This is a genomic window from Bifidobacterium sp. ESL0825, assembly GCF_052606465.1.
This window is the reverse complement of sequence record NZ_CP199589.1, coordinates 1,814,667-1,828,688: the sequence shown is the minus strand read 5'-3', so window position 1 is coordinate 1,828,688 and position 14,022 is coordinate 1,814,667. Positions and strand designations below refer to the sequence as shown.

Genomic DNA, 14,022 nt, shown 5'->3' with positions numbered 1-14,022 from the left:
GTCACTCGCCGTCCTTCTTCTTGTCGTCGTCGTCCACGACCTCGGCATCCACCACGTCGTCATCGGCGGACGCGGAGGAGCCTGCACCCGAGGCAGCACCGGCGGCACCTGCAGCGCCCTGAGCGCCTGCAGCGTCAGCGGAGCCCTGCTGGGCGTAGAGGGCCTGGCCGATCTTCTGGGCAGAGGTCATCAGCTCGCTCTGGGCGTTCTTGATCTTGTCCATGTCCTCGCCCTTCAGAGCCTCTTTCAGAGCGTTGACCTTGTCGGTGACCTCCTTGGCCACCTCGTCGGAGATCTTGTCTTTGTTGTCGTTGACCAGCTTCTCGGTCTGGTAGGCGGCGGACTCGGCGGCATTGCGGGTGTCGGCGTCCTCACGACGCTGCTTGTCCTCGGCCTCGTGAGCCTCGGCCTCCTTGACCATGCGGTCAATCTCGTCCTTGGGCAGGGCGGAACCACCGGTGATGGTCATGGACTGCTCCTTACCGGTGCCCTTGTCCTTGGCGGAGACGTGCACAATGCCGTTGGCGTCGATGTCGAAGGTGACCTCGATCTGAGGAACGCCGCGCGGAGCCGGAGCGATGCCCGTCAGCTCGAAGGTGCCCAGAGGCTTGTTGTCACGGGCGAACTCGCGCTCACCCTGGTAGACCTGGATCAGCACGGAGGGCTGGTTGTCCTCGGCGGTCGAGAAGACCTCGGACCGCTTGGTGGGGATAGCGGTGTTGCGGTCGATCAGCTTGGTCATGATGCCGCCCTTGGTCTCGATGCCCAGGGAGAGCGGGGTCACGTCGATCAGCAGGACGTCCTTGCGGTCGCCCTTGATGACGCCGGACTGCACGGCAGCGCCGACGGCCACAACCTCATCAGGGTTGACGGTCTGGTTGGCTTCCTTGCCGCCGGTCAGTTCCTTGACCAGGTCCTTGACGGCGGGCATACGGGTGGAGCCGCCGACCAGCACCACGTGATCGATGTCCTGAACCGAAATGCCGGCATCGTGCAGCACGTTGTTGAAAGGCGTGCGGCAGCGGCCCAGCAGGTCAGAGGTCATCTCTTCGAAGTGCGCCCGGGTCAGGGTCTCGTCCAGGTGGACTGGAGTCCCGTCGGGGGTCATGGCCAGGTACTGCATGGAGATGCTGGTGGAGGAGGAGGAGCTCAGCTCCTTCTTGGCCTGCTCAGCAGCCTCCTTGAGCCGCTGCAGGGCGATCTTGTCCTTGGACAGATCCACGTTGTACTTGTTCTTGACCTCGCTGACCAGCCAGTCGATGATCTTCTGATCCCAGTCATCGCCGCCCAGCTTGTTGTCGCCGTTGGTGGCCTGAACCTGAATGGTGGAGAAGCCGTCGTCGTCCTTGCCGATCTCCAGCAGGGAGACGTCGAAGGTGCCGCCGCCCAGATCGAAGACCAGGATGCGCTCATCCTCCTTGCCCTTCTCCAGGCCGTAGGCCAGGGCCGCGGCGGTGGGCTCGTTGATGATGCGCAGGACGTTCAGACCGGCGATCTTGCCGGCATCCTTGGTGGCCTGGCGCTGAGCGTCGTTGAAGTATGCAGGGCAGGTGATGACCGCGTCGGTGACGGGTTCGCCCAGGTAGGATTCGGCATCCCTCTTGAGCTTCATCAGGATCTGGGCCGAAATCTCCTGGGGGGTCCACTTCTTGCCGTCGATTTCGACGGTCCAGTCGGTACCCATGTGGCGCTTGACCGAGCTGATGGTCCGGTCCACGTTGGTGACCGCCTGGCGCTTGGCCACTTCGCCGACCAGAATCTCGCCGGACTTGCTGAACGCCACCACCGATGGCGTGGTCCGCGCGCCCTCAGCGTTGACGATTACGGTGGGCTCGCCGCCCTCCAGGGTTGCAATGCAGGAATTGGTGGTTCCCAGATCGATGCCAACTGCACGTGCCATACTCATTACCTCCTGATGAAATTGGGGCGCAGGGTCTGGCCCTGCACCTCATCGTTCACGTTCTCCGCTCGCGCTTCGTTCGTGGTCCCGATGGCCGGCTCCCGTCGGCCCGGGCAAGCAGCCATCATGACCACTCCGAAACTTGAGCCTACATCACTCAACTTCTTCTGGCAAATATTATTCCCACTGCGTCTAAATTGCCGAGCTAGATAAATTTGATGGTAATGAGAACGTATGCACTTACGTATTTTCAAAGCCTGCCCTGAATCAACTTGATTCTGAAGTAAGCTCTATTCAATGCCCTTCTAAAACGCGAAACCGATGACCAATGGTTTTGCTATCGTTGTCATATAAAAGCTGATCAATAAGACGGCCTGTTTCGAGGAGGAGATGTGCATGACCAACAACAACATGAACGATGATTGGTGGAAGCAGGCAGTTGTATATCAGATATATCCGCGCAGCTTCAAGGATGTCAATGGCGACGGCATTGGCGACATCCGAGGCGTGACCGAAAAAATGGAATATCTGCGAGACCTGGGCGTAGATGCCATCTGGCTGTCACCCTTCTACCCATCGGAATTGGCCGACGGCGGGTATGACGTCATGGATTACCGCAACGTCGACCCACGCCTGGGCAGCATGGCTGATTTCGACGAAATGGCCAACAAAGCTCATGCCATGGGACTCAAGGTCATCGTTGATATTGTGCCCAACCACACGTCGAACAAGCACGAATGGTTCCAGAATGCCCTGCGGGCAGCTCCAGGCTCTCCCGAACGGGACAGGTATATCTTCCGCCGGGGCAGGGGCGCGAATGGAGAACTGCCGCCAAACGGCTGGATGTCCTTGTTCGGCGGACCTGCCTGGGAGCAGGTCGACGATGGCGAATGGTATTTGCACATATTTGCCAAAGAGCAGCCTGATTTGAACTGGAAGAACAAGGATGTTCACGAAGCCTTTAAGGATATATTCCGCTTCTGGTCCAATCATGGCACGGACGGCTTCCGCATCGACGTGGCTCACGGTCTGGCCAAGGATCTAGACAGCCGCCCCCTGTCCGAGTTGGATAGGTGGCCCGTTCAGGAACAGTCCAATTATCACAACTATGAGCATCCGCTATGGGACAGACCCGAAGTGCATGACATCTATAAGGAATGGCGCAAGGTCTTCAACGAATTTGAACCTCACCGTTTTGCAGTCGGAGAAGCCTGGGTCGTGCCTGAGCACCAGCATCTGTACGCATCCGAGAACGAACTAGGGCAGGTTTTCAACTTCGAGTTCGCCAAGGCCAATTGGGACTGCAAAGCCTTGTACACCGCAATCGCCGAAGGCCTGCAATCTGCCGAGGATTCAGGGTCGACCACAACATGGGTGATGAGCAACCACGATGTAGTCAGACAGGCCACCAGATACGCACTGCCCCAGGTGGACAGCTCCACTTATCATCAGCTTGACAAGGACTGGCTTCTTCGAGATGGACAAACCTACTTCGAAGACCGTGCCAAGGGCACGCGCAGGGCACGCGCAGGGTTCGCCATGGAAGCCGCCTTGCCCGGCTCCGTGTACATCTATCAGGGTGAGGAACTTGGCTTGTTCGAAGTCCCTGATATTCCCTGGGACCGTCTGGAGGATCCGACTGCGCACCGAACCCGCGGCAAATACACTGAAAAAGGCCGTGATGGGTGCCGGGTTCCTCTGCCTTGGGTTGCGGGAGACACCCCTGCCCCCGCAAAGTGGAATCCAACCTTTGGAGAAGGGGCCTCCTTCGGGTTCTCCCCCTCTCATGCCAAAGACGGAAAGCCGGCCAGCGATCCACATCTTCCGCAGCCGCTCTGGTTCAAAGACTTTGCCGTGGATAAGGAGGAAAGCGACGAGACCTCAATGCTCTCCCTCTATCGGAAAGCCCTGAATCTACGATCCACACTGCTGACCCCTACAGGCAATGCGAAAGTCACGGCTCTATCTGCCACTGACGGCAGGATTTCCTATACACGCAAAGCGCTTGTCGATTTCAAGCCTGCGGAACTGACCTGTCTGACCAATTTTTCACAGGCGCCGACTCCACTTCCGCAAGGACGAATTGTGCTCACATCGGGCGACCTAGCCGAGGACGGCTCGCTTCCCCAAGACACAACCGCTTGGGTAGTTCGCACAGTGCAGGAATAACGGACAAAGAACGCTGAGCACAAGTCAACAAAAGGGCCTCGCAGTAATCCACATATTGCTGCGAGGCACTTTTAAAATCTGGTATGTACCAGATTTTGGTTTATCCTTTGACGGCGCCGGCGAGGACGCCTTTGATGATGTATTTCTGGCAGATCAGGTAGAAGACGATGATGGGGATGATGGCCAGGACCAGGCAGCCCATCATGGCGCCCATGTCCACCGAGCCGTACCCGCCCTTCAGGTACTGGATGGCGATGCTCATGGTCTTGAACCGGCGCATGTCCAGGGTCAGATAGGGCAGCAGAAAAAGAGTAAAGGTAGTTTAGTCAACCGCTGTCAGACTACTGGCCATAGCTATGATTCTAAAGTAACGACACTTTCGGACGCTTAATATTTTTCGGTTGTGTTTTTCAGTTAGAGCACTTCTCATATTCCTCGAATCCGGAAAATATGGTTAATCCCAGAACACAGAAATTCCTTGAAATTGAAGGAATTTAGATTGGTGGTTTCTGGCGGTTTCTTTTCTCTTTTACAATTATCGCCTCATGGATCTAATCAATATAAGTGAAAAACTGCGGAGGACGGGCAATCTTTTCTGAGTAGTCCTTCAACGGAAGCGGGGTTTTAAAACGCCTTACATTACCGAGCCGAATTGCAAAAGCCAATGATGATCCCTCAAAATATTTCATGAATTCGGATTTACTCATACCTCCGTATTTATGTGTTTGCCTCCATATTTTATTTGGAGACGACTTGAGAATGCCGTCGATATGTGCCTCGGCTACAACTGCTCCCTGTGGAAGTGTCGAGTATATAACGAGCGTATCCACATCGGTTCTTTTGAAAATTCTTCTACGGAATTCGTAAGTTTTGTTTCCCAGTAGAATCTGTTCCACATATCGAGGCTTAATCGAGAACATAGCTTTCATTGATTGCCCCTAGCTTGAGAATCTGCTTGAACGACATTTTTGATAACGGTGTACATACAATTCGAGCGTCCTCGCTTATGACCCCTTCGTCCAGTAGTTTTTGTCTGTTGGGATAACGATCGAATCTAAAGTTATAGAGGAAATTGATGATCCATGGATACTTCTTTTCTAAATAGAAGCGTCTTAGTTCTTCCTCTGTGAAAACGCTCCGTCCACTTATATCGGAAAGGAACTCTTCAACGTTGGGAAATTCTGAGATATTGTGAATTTCTGTGATAGTTCCAACAGAACTGACGACGCTCGCATAATAGGCACGCATTCCAGGCGGAGCTGTCCTATATGATATGATGTGGTCTCCTGGTGAAAGTTGATTGCCGTTTCGAGCTCCAGATAAATATACCTTTTCGATTGTATTGACGACTCGATTGTCCTTGATGGGCTCGCCATACTGTGTACGTAGCTGGGTATCACCATACAGCCTATCGTGATACTCCGGAAAAATAGATAGCAAATAGTCGTTGCCGGCATCCGGATCTATGAAGGGGAAATTTGCTGACGGTCCGCGCATTGCAGTTTTTTGAGGACGACATTTGAAAAGAACCTTTTCTCCGCTTTCTCTTTTGATTGCACGTTCCACAAAACCGTATTCTTCCATTAATCCGCGGAGCGGTTGAGTGTTGGCATTGTCGAACATTGTGACATAGATATACTCATAGTTGCTTTCGGCAAACCTTCGTAAGGCCACGGCAAGAAGCCGCTTACCAACACTGGTGTGGTGGTTAAAGCCCACTTTGAAAGTACCAACTTTAAGGCGAGGAATTGTCAAAGCAGGAATAGTCGATTCATCGATTCCCTCTTCGTCTTTTAAATAAAGCATCGCCGACAGACGACCCGTGCGCTGATCAACAACGACGTATGCTTCCTCACCAGCCGACGCTTTCTTCTGAACCCAGTTGTCGAAACCCGCATAGGAATTTTTCAAGCTGTCGAAGAACGGATCGTCAAGCTTCAGTTCTCCAAAGCGCTTCTTCTGAATAGGATCATCCCTTATGGTCATTACTTTCCTCCAACCAAGGCCGTAAGGGTTGTGGATTCCCCAAGTTGTGCCACCCATAGTATTTGACTCGAAGTTTTGCCCGATAGGGGAAAGAGAGCATCGAATTCCTCATCTGTTATGGCCGCGTAGCGTCGCAGAGCTGTTTCATCTTCGCGACTCACAGGAAACGACCTTTCTATGCGATACGTTCCAAGATCATGCCCGTCGTACGCACTGACATAGTGTATGGCTTGAGCATCCAGGAAAGATTCGTTCCGCACCTCGAAGGTCTTCCTGCCATCTCGTATCAGGATTGCAAATTCATCGCGCACCCGCGCTGTAACGATAACAGTTCTCTTCACAATAGTTTTCCTGCTCCTTTCTAATCTCCGATATCGTCCCTGGCCCACTTTTTTCGTCCGCGTCTTTGCAGTGTCATAATCAATTGTGCGCTATTTCAACTCTTGATTCTCACTTGGGAAGTAAGAGGATCGCAAGCTGCTTTGTCTCTTTCTCAGCTGGTACACATATCTTGTGGTTCGCGTCTTGAGAGATCGAATTCATATTGATACTTTATCAATAACGTATGTGTACATTTGTGAAAAGATAATACAAATACAGATATCCTCAGATACTACTGGCTGGGGGGGGGGGGGGGATCTTGCTTACTTCCTCCCGATTTGTATCTTTTTGTTAGTGAACAAGGGTTATAGCCGAAGTTCCCATCCCCCTCAGACTAATCAGCTCTAACGCAGCATCCGTACGTGTATTCAGGCTTGGACTGATTCCTACCACTTGAAGAATAGCCCCAATATCGATAAGGGAATGGCTGCCAAACTCCGATACCGAGTTTGAGCGAGAATAGGTCGGATATAGTTCGATGCCGCATCCCCTCGCCCCTAAAGACTTCTCCTGGCAGCGTCATGGCCGGCGGTTAGAACAGCTCCGATAGATATCGGGAGTATTGATGCTACCACCATGAGGATATTGATCCATATTGCATCAATAAGATCGGTAAGACCTCTCACGAAGCCTGAATCATGAGAATGAACACTCAACGGGACCTCCGAGCCAAGAAAGGGCAAGATACCGGCAACGACACTTGCCATATCGCGATGCCCATCTTCTTAATTGCCTACTGCAAACTGGTGTAGACTCTGTCATTCGTCGGTAATGTAGTCTCGCAGATCAGGTAGAATCATGTTTGCAGGCTAATAGGCTTCCACACGTTAACAACTCCGATGTCATTTTCAGCACTCCAATGGCGTTTGTGGCAGTTGAAGACCACATATACTGAGCTGGCCGTATTTCAATCAAGCGCGCTATTATCAGATAGCTGAGCACCGCCATGGCATCCAAATGCAAGCGCTGGTCTTGGCTCAGCATTAACAAGGAGTATCCATGGAGCCCACAATCCAGGAAGTGGCCAGACAAGCGAACGTTTCCGTGTCCACTGTCTCCCGGTCGTTCACCCGACCGGAACTGGTTTCCGAACGTACACGCTCAAGGGTCCTGTCAATCGCAAAACAATTAAATTTTTCGATTTCGCGATCCGCGACCGCTCTGAAGTCAGGCCAGTCCTTACGTGTGGCAGTTCTCATCAGCGGCCACTTGAACACCTGGTTCAACTCGACCATCGTGGAAGGCTTCAACGAAGTCTTTTCACACAACGGGTATGACATCTCTATATGCCAGATCACCAGCGGCCAGGCGCGAAAAGAATTCTTCGAAGCCTTGCCAGTGAAGCGCAATGTCGATGCTGTCATCGTCACCTCCTTCGACATCGAGTCCTCCGAGGTCTCTCGTCTTAGCAGCATCAATGTGCCGATCCTCAGCCTTAACGTCACCGAGGAGAACGGCTTCATGGCTTCAGTGCGCAACGATGATTTCAATGGTGGCATGCTGTCGGCCAACCATCTGCTAGCACTAGGGCACACACGTATTGCATATATTCGGTCAACTCCTGTTGCTTCCCTTCGTTTCAGCGTTCAAGCCAGGTTGGAGGGTTTTTTGAGCGCCTGCAGGGCAGTTGGCATCAAACCAACGGTTCTGGCAGCCCCAGCCACCGAAAACCCCACCAGTGCTGTACTGGCAAAGCTGGCAAGTATGAAGACCAGGCCCACCGCGATTGCCAGTCAGGAGGATTTTTTGGCGATACCGCTGATTTTCCAACTGCAACGGTTTGGCATCGCCATTCCCTCGGACATGTCCGTCATCGGATACGACGACAGCAGATTCGCAGAGGACATCGGGCTGACCACCGTTCGGCAGGAACCCTATGAGATGGCTGTCTCACTTGCAAAGAAGACCCTCCAGCTTATTGAGGGGAACAGGCCGGAGAATCTGCATGAGCTGATCGCTCCCACATTGATCCTCAGGTCGTCAACCGCTCCACTCAAGCGCTGAAGCCTTCCTTACTACGAATCAATGCTTATCCTGATACTCACCCGCTCAGTTGTCGACGAAGCGTTCTTGTCCAAGCACCGGTACTGCGTGGAACCGGTCGCCAATCCCTGCTTATGCCCGTTGGTCAGACCCATGTAGATGGGTATCTTACCGACCTTGTCAGCATCCATCCCATCATTCTGCAGATCAGTCCAAGCCCAAGTGTCGTTTTGATAGAATGCAACATCCCCCAAGGCAAATTCGGAGTTCGCATCACCGTTCGTCTTGCTGCTGAGCTGCGAGCGCGGAGTGGTCGAATCCGCTATATAACAGGTCAAAAAATATCCTTGAACTGAGGCAGGTAGGTGCCTTTGATGCTGGCCGGCTCCTGCGTGATCCCATCGTCTTTGAATTCTCCATCTAGCGCCATGTTGGCCAGGAGGTGTCATACCGCTAGATGGAGATTGAGTCGAAACCAGCTGAAGTAAAAGCTCCCTTGATGCCGAGTTCGTCTTTGTGTTTCTGCATCCCCATCGGCAACTGCCTTGAGCTTGGCAAATGAATGGATGCCTTTGACGGATTTGACCGCTGGTCTTAAGTGCACTTGTCCGGGATGTCCTTTCCGATGCGATCATGATCCGCGAAACATGTCCACGAGCTATGACAAGGCCACTCTTCCCTCAAATCGATAACGTAATATCATCTCTTTGAGGCTTGGAAACATTGCCCTCGCAATTACTGTTACTGAGATACACGCTTCTGTACGCCATTCTCAGCGCGCAAAAACTGGTCAATGCTTTTGATGTCTCCGCCTGCCGAGCCAGCCAGGCGGAGCGCACCGTCGTCAAGATGGCACAAAGCCAAAGCCAGATAGACCGAATACTCAGCATTGAGTCCTTTCCCACGGCTATAGCCTGCCAGGAGTCAGGAGTATGGCATGGCAGTATTTCTTACGTTCGTACCGGGGAAAAGAGCCACGTTGGGGCGCAGGCAGCAAGTCGCGACTAATACAAACTGATATTCAGCCCAATCACACGTTCCACTGCCTGAGCACACGCTTGCCCTGGTAGATGCCAAGAACACCGTAATGCGCCGTATTCATCCGGAACAGCTGGGCCTTATGGGGATCCAAGTCAAGCCACTGCGTCGTCAGGATGCGCAGGATGTGGGCGTGCGCCACCAAGAGCACATGCCGCCCCGAACACACCAGGGGCTCGAGCCATTCGACGATCCCACGCGCACGGGCAGCTACCTGATCCAGACTTTCGCCCTGAGTCACATGTACGGAAACGGGACTGCCCGAAGGCAGATCGACCACCCGGTCGCCACTCAGCTCACCGATGCCCAAAGCATGCGGACCGTCGATCCACAGTTTCCACTCCCGGCCAAGGCTGGCCACCACATCCTGAGGACGGTGCCCCTCGGCCGGACCGTAATCCCACTCCAAGATCTCATCCATCGGCGCCGGATCAGGGAAACCGGCCAGCTCGGCTGTCTGCCTGGCTCGTTGCAGGGGGCTGGAAAAAATGCAGTCAGGGTCAAACCCATTGGGGAAGGCCTTAGCCAGCCTTTGACCCGCCTCCTTGGCCTGTTCGCGCCCTTGGTCAGTCAGGGGGATATCAGTGCGCCCTGTATATTGTCCGGTTTCGCTCCAAACTGTCTGACCATGCCGCAGCAGCACAGCGTAGCCTTCGCTCTCGGTCGAGGCATCATTGCCCGACGTATTCTTCGCAATGTCCATGGATAGCAGTTTAACCCACGGTCCGGTCACGCCCCAGACCCCCAGGCGTGTGGGATAATGGACCCATGACGGACTCAGGACGGGAACCTGGCGGGATGGCCGACCAAGTGGTCGGCATGCTTCATCAGGTGGATGGCAAGGTGAATGACATGCGCAACTCGATTGAATCGGACCCGGAATCGCTGACAGACAAGCTGGTCAAGTTCGCGCTTCCCAGCATCGCCGCACTGCTGGCTGGCAAGCTCTTCCAAGCCTTCTGGGGCGGACTGGTCCGCAAGCGCAACGGAGGCGTGGACAGCCCTGAAGAGGATCAGGAGAGCGCTACCGCAGGTCTCCTCTTTGGCGTTCTGTCGGCCGCCGTCACCGCTCTGGTCTCTGGTCTGTCCGAGCGTGGTTCCCAGGCTCTGATCGACCGTCGTCACCAGCGCTGAAAGCAAGGGACGCTGACTGATAACCAGGCTGGTCCTGATAACGCTGATTGCGTGATTTTGACGACAAGGTCTTGCATTGGCAGGCGTTGACGGCCAGAATGTCAAAATGACCTTATCAAATTCACAGAAAACTCCGGCCGCGAATCCGGCCGACAACCCCACCATACGGACCTTGCTTGAACGACGCTCCATCCGTGGATTCACCGACGAACCGATCGACGACCAGACCATCGCCCTGCTTGAGCAGGCGGCTCAGCATGCAGCGACCAGCCGGTACTTCCATGAATGGTCGGCCATCAGGGTCACTGACCATGATGAGGCGCTTGCCATCGCAGATATGGCCCATCAGCGCTATGTTGCCGAAGCCCCGTTGCTCTACATCTTCCTGGCCGACCAGCGCCGCAATGCCGATCTGGTCCGGCGATTCGCCGATGATCTGGATCCGGACACCACCCTGCTCAACACTGGTTATGTCTTCCTGCAGTCACAGAACGACGCGGTCCTGGCCCTGCACGCCATGGAGACCGCCGCCAACGCGCTGGGCCTGGGCGGAGTCATTCTGGGCAGCGTCATCAATGACACAAACAGATTGATTGATCTGCTGAAGCTGCCCAAACTGGTCTATCCGGTGCTGGGTCTTGCCATCGGCCATCCGGCCCAGGATCCGGATCCCAAGCCCAGGATGCCTCGTCAGGCGCAAATCTTTACCAACACCTATCAGCGGGCCGACGATGATGCAGACATGAAGGATGCCTTGGCTGACTTCGATCAGACGGTCACCCGCTATTATCGCGACATCCGGCACCTGGACGACCCCCACCGCTCGTTCAGCGCCATGATGGCTGGCAAGGTTCGCAATCCCGCCTCCGGCCATGAACCCATGCTGGATTCGATCCGCCGACAGGGCTTCGACCCAGCCTGCTAGGGCAACGAAATCTCTGCTGGCCAGACAACTGCAGGGCTCACCTGATATGTTCACCAGCCTAGTTCACCGGCCTTAGGTGAACAGACAAAGCCCAATCGGCCCCTAACAGCGAGATCAGCGGAATCCGATCTTGCTGTTAGGGGCCGGCAGAGTCAATCAGCATCAACTCGGCAATGACTGCTCCTACCGACGACGAGGTTTATACCCACGTTTGCGGCTATGCGGTTTCAAAGTTCGCGAGCCCATCCTCGTGCGCTGGTAGGAGCCCGGCTCATGACTGGTCAGATGCCAGCTTCCGCAGTAATCGCAACGGTAGACCCACAGAAGAACGTTGCGTTCGACCATGCTACGGTCGGCGGCCTGCTGGGCCTTGGCCCGATCGTGATACATGATCTTGGACGTAGCAGCGCAACGTCGTGGGGTGAAATAATGCATGACAGCGTACGACTACCTCGAAACCGATCTGACTTTCCTTCTGCGCACTTATACACTCATAGCGCCCAACGCCCGGCCAGACAGGCCCTGTCAGATGACGCAAGCCGATGATGCAAGATCAGACTGGCAGGGCGCAATCGTTCATAACCCGAAGCAGTTAAAGCCGGGTGGACGTGAGCGACCCTAGAACACAGATCAGGGCAGGTCGTGACCGGCGCTCAGGTAGAGGTCGTACCATTCCTGGGCTGTCAGATCCACATCCGCGCCAGCGGCCATCTGCGTGATGCGCCCGGGGTTCATAGATCCCAGAAGCACCTGTATGCCGGCGGGATGCCGCAGAATCCAGGCCACAGCAATAGCGCTTTTGGCTACCCCATGCTGCTTGGCCAGTTTGTCCAACTCTGCATTGAGTTCGGGATAGCGGGGATTGTCCAGGAAGACCCCGTCGAAGTATCCGGTCTGGAAGGGGCTCCAAGCCTGAATGGTCATGGACTTCAGCCGCGAATAGGCCAGAAGACCGCCATCATGATCCAGGCTGGGATCGTCGCCCATATTGACGTGGATCTCCTGGTCGACCATGCCGGTGTGCCCCAGGCCGAACTGCAGCTGGTTGACCTCCAGCCGCTGGCTTACCGCGCTCTGCAGCAGCTCCACCTGCATGGGGTTGACGTTGCTGACGCCGAAGTGCCGAACCTTTCCACTGGTCTGCAGTTCATTGAAGGCCTCGGCCAGATCGTCCAAGTCGACCAGGGTGTCGGGACGATGCAGCAGCACGAAGTCGACATGGTCGGTCTGCAGGTTGACCAGCTCCTCATCCAGGGCCTTCAGCAGGTGATCCTTGGAGAAGTCGTAGCGGGTGATCTGGTCGCTGTCCGGGTTGCGGAAGATGCCGAACTTGGTCTGGACGCCCACGCTGTCCCGGTCTACGCTCAGATCCTTCAGAGCCTGCCCCAGAGCCCGGCTGCTGGCCCCGGCATGGTAGCAGTCTGCAGTGTCGAAGAAGTCAACGCCCGCATTCATGGCCGTCTCCACAATGGTCCGCGCTTCCTCGCGGCTCTTTTGATCGATCCGCATGACCCCCAGGGCCACACGGGAGGCCCGGAATCCGGACTGTCCTAAGTTCATGTATCGCACAATGTCCTCCTCGCAATTAACGTCTAGGCTCGAGTCTACCCGCTCCAGCCGCCTTCCAGCCTTATGCGGTTACTCAAGCAGGTTGCGACGTAGGGCCTCTACCTGATCTGGCCCGAACCCTAGGGCCTGCCGCGCATAGGTAAAGACGTCCCCATAGGCCTCGATCATGGTCTGTTGGGCATGAGCCAGGTATTCTTTCTTGACGCAGAGCGCAATCTCTAGCGCGTCCAACGAATCCTGGTCGAAGCCCTTGGCGCGGAATTGGTCCAGCAGCTGATTGTTGGCCGCGACCCTCTCTTGGTTGGTCTTAAGATAGTCCGCGAATATCTGGTCGTCGTCCACCTCCAGCAGCCAGAGCACCAGGGCCGCAGCGAACCCGGTCCTGTCCTTGCCGGCAAAGCAGTGGAAGAGCGTAGCCCCCTGTGTGTTGCCCACGACGATGCGCAGGAACTTCCCATACCCCTGCTGGGCCGCAGGATTCATGACCAGGTCATGGTAGACATTCAACATGTGGCCGTTGACCTGATCAGCCAAACCCAGCGAGGCGAAATCGTCCAAACTGGCGCCGCTGGTGCCACTTTGCTCCAGCAGATCGATGTTGGTGAAGGTCACACCATCGATCCTGTCGTCCGGACTTTCTTGTCTCTCAAAGGGCCGGCGGAAATCCACAACCTGTGTCACCTGGTAGCGGTCGACCAACTCCCTCTTCGTATCTTCGTCCAGACCCACCAGCTGCCCGGACCGGATGAACTTGTGCTGGCGGACCCGGCGGCCTTGGATGGTCCGCATGCCACCCAGATCCCGAAAATTGGTGATGTTCATTGACGACCTCCTTCGGTTGCGCCCAGTCCCCACGCCAACCCCACCTTCATAAAGGTCACTGGGACGCAATGCGCCAGCGCGCGATCAACAGCATAAAGGCAACAAGCAATGCAAC

General features: G+C 55.0%; 11 protein-coding genes and 3 pseudogenes. 4 read left to right on the top strand and 10 right to left on the bottom strand.

Annotated elements, in window-relative coordinates; translation table 11 throughout:
- Position 1 precedes the first annotated feature (1 nt).
- A complete protein-coding gene (gene dnaK, locus ACUIAG_RS07725) occupies positions 2–1,900 on the bottom strand; it encodes a molecular chaperone DnaK (protein WP_445339561.1) in 1,899 nt (632 codons plus the stop codon).
- Between the two features lie 396 nt (positions 1,901–2,296).
- On the opposite strand from dnaK, the gene ACUIAG_RS07720 reads away from it, so the two are divergent.
- Positions 2,297–4,069 carry a glycoside hydrolase family 13 protein gene (locus tag ACUIAG_RS07720; protein ID WP_445339560.1) on the top strand — a complete coding sequence of 591 codons (1,773 nt, stop codon included), beginning with the start codon at positions 2,297–2,299 and terminating at the stop codon, positions 4,067–4,069.
- A 100-nt stretch (positions 4,070–4,169) separates the two neighbouring features.
- Here ACUIAG_RS07720 and ACUIAG_RS07715 read toward each other — a convergent pair.
- From ACUIAG_RS07715 to ACUIAG_RS07700, 4 genes and pseudogenes are all read right to left on the bottom strand, one after another.
- Positions 4,170–4,376: pseudogene (locus ACUIAG_RS07715) on the bottom strand (carbohydrate ABC transporter permease); the annotation flags it as partial.
- Between the two features lie 244 nt (positions 4,377–4,620).
- Positions 4,621–4,965: a hypothetical protein gene (locus ACUIAG_RS07710; protein ID WP_445339559.1), complete on the bottom strand. Its 345-nt coding sequence runs from the start codon at positions 4,963–4,965 to the stop codon at positions 4,621–4,623.
- A gap of 10 nt (positions 4,966–4,975) precedes the next feature.
- Positions 4,976–6,112 carry a hypothetical protein gene (locus tag ACUIAG_RS07705; protein ID WP_445339558.1) on the bottom strand — a complete coding sequence of 379 codons (1,137 nt, stop codon included), beginning with the start codon at positions 6,110–6,112 and terminating at the stop codon, positions 4,976–4,978.
- An 824-nt stretch (positions 6,113–6,936) separates the two neighbouring features.
- A pseudogene (locus ACUIAG_RS07700) lies at positions 6,937–7,092 on the bottom strand (beta-carotene 15,15'-monooxygenase); the annotation flags it as partial.
- 343 nt (positions 7,093–7,435) lie between these two features.
- On the opposite strand from ACUIAG_RS07700, the gene ACUIAG_RS07695 reads away from it, so the two are divergent.
- Positions 7,436–8,440 carry a LacI family DNA-binding transcriptional regulator gene (locus tag ACUIAG_RS07695; protein ID WP_445339557.1) on the top strand — a complete coding sequence of 335 codons (1,005 nt, stop codon included), beginning with the start codon at positions 7,436–7,438 and terminating at the stop codon, positions 8,438–8,440.
- A gap of 35 nt (positions 8,441–8,475) precedes the next feature.
- Here ACUIAG_RS07695 and ACUIAG_RS07690 read toward each other — a convergent pair.
- Positions 8,476–8,999: pseudogene (locus ACUIAG_RS07690) on the bottom strand (extracellular solute-binding protein); the annotation flags it as partial.
- A gap of 450 nt (positions 9,000–9,449) precedes the next feature.
- Positions 9,450–10,160: a histidine phosphatase family protein gene (locus ACUIAG_RS07685; RefSeq protein WP_306221631.1), complete on the bottom strand. Its 711-nt coding sequence runs from the start codon at positions 10,158–10,160 to the stop codon at positions 9,450–9,452.
- A 65-nt stretch (positions 10,161–10,225) separates the two neighbouring features.
- Here ACUIAG_RS07685 and ACUIAG_RS07680 point away from each other — a divergent pair, with 65 nt between their 5' ends.
- Together ACUIAG_RS07680 and ACUIAG_RS07675 are read left to right on the top strand one after the other, a co-directional pair.
- Positions 10,226–10,591: a DUF4235 domain-containing protein gene (locus tag ACUIAG_RS07680; protein ID WP_313837254.1), complete on the top strand. Its 366-nt coding sequence runs from the start codon at positions 10,226–10,228 to the stop codon at positions 10,589–10,591.
- A 106-nt stretch (positions 10,592–10,697) separates the two neighbouring features.
- The gene (locus ACUIAG_RS07675) at positions 10,698–11,516 is read left to right on the top strand and encodes a nitroreductase family protein (protein ID WP_445339556.1); all 819 of its coding nucleotides are present in this window, start codon (positions 10,698–10,700) and stop codon (positions 11,514–11,516) included.
- 183 nt (positions 11,517–11,699) lie between these two features.
- Here the strand turns inward: ACUIAG_RS07675 and ACUIAG_RS07670 are convergent, their stop codons facing one another.
- The 3 genes from ACUIAG_RS07670 to ACUIAG_RS07660 form a co-directional block, all read right to left on the bottom strand.
- On the bottom strand, positions 11,700–11,951 hold the full coding sequence (locus tag ACUIAG_RS07670) for a hypothetical protein (protein WP_313837257.1): 252 nt from the start codon (positions 11,949–11,951) through the stop codon (positions 11,700–11,702).
- A gap of 195 nt (positions 11,952–12,146) precedes the next feature.
- Positions 12,147–13,085, bottom strand: coding sequence for an aldo/keto reductase (locus ACUIAG_RS07665; RefSeq protein WP_445339555.1), 939 nt, complete (start codon positions 13,083–13,085; stop codon positions 12,147–12,149).
- Positions 13,086–13,154: 69 nt separating this feature from the next.
- On the bottom strand, positions 13,155–13,907 hold the full coding sequence (locus tag ACUIAG_RS07660) for a tyrosine-protein phosphatase (protein ID WP_445339554.1): 753 nt from the start codon (positions 13,905–13,907) through the stop codon (positions 13,155–13,157).
- Between the last annotated feature and the right edge of the window lie 115 nt (positions 13,908–14,022).

Bases quoted from the DNA above. Each gene is read 5' to 3' on its own strand.
- ACUIAG_RS07680 (WP_313837254.1), top strand. From the start codon at position 10,226: ATGACGGACTCAGGACGGGAACCTGGCGGGATGGCCGACCAAGTGGTC.
- ACUIAG_RS07675 (WP_445339556.1), top strand. From the start codon at position 10,698: ATGACCTTATCAAATTCACAGAAAACTCCGGCCGCGAATCCGGCCGAC.
- ACUIAG_RS07705 (WP_445339558.1), bottom strand. From the start codon at position 6,112: ATGGGTGGCACAACTTGGGGAATCCACAACCCTTACGGCCTTGGTTGG.
- ACUIAG_RS07660 (WP_445339554.1), bottom strand. From the start codon at position 13,907: ATGAACATCACCAATTTTCGGGATCTGGGTGGCATGCGGACCATCCAA.
- ACUIAG_RS07695 (WP_445339557.1), top strand. From the start codon at position 7,436: ATGGAGCCCACAATCCAGGAAGTGGCCAGACAAGCGAACGTTTCCGTG.
- ACUIAG_RS07720 (WP_445339560.1), top strand. From the start codon at position 2,297: ATGACCAACAACAACATGAACGATGATTGGTGGAAGCAGGCAGTTGTA.
- ACUIAG_RS07685 (WP_306221631.1), bottom strand. From the start codon at position 10,160: ATGGACATTGCGAAGAATACGTCGGGCAATGATGCCTCGACCGAGAGC.
- dnaK (WP_445339561.1), bottom strand. From the start codon at position 1,900: ATGGCACGTGCAGTTGGCATCGATCTGGGAACCACCAATTCCTGCATT.
- ACUIAG_RS07670 (WP_313837257.1), bottom strand. From the start codon at position 11,951: ATGCATTATTTCACCCCACGACGTTGCGCTGCTACGTCCAAGATCATG.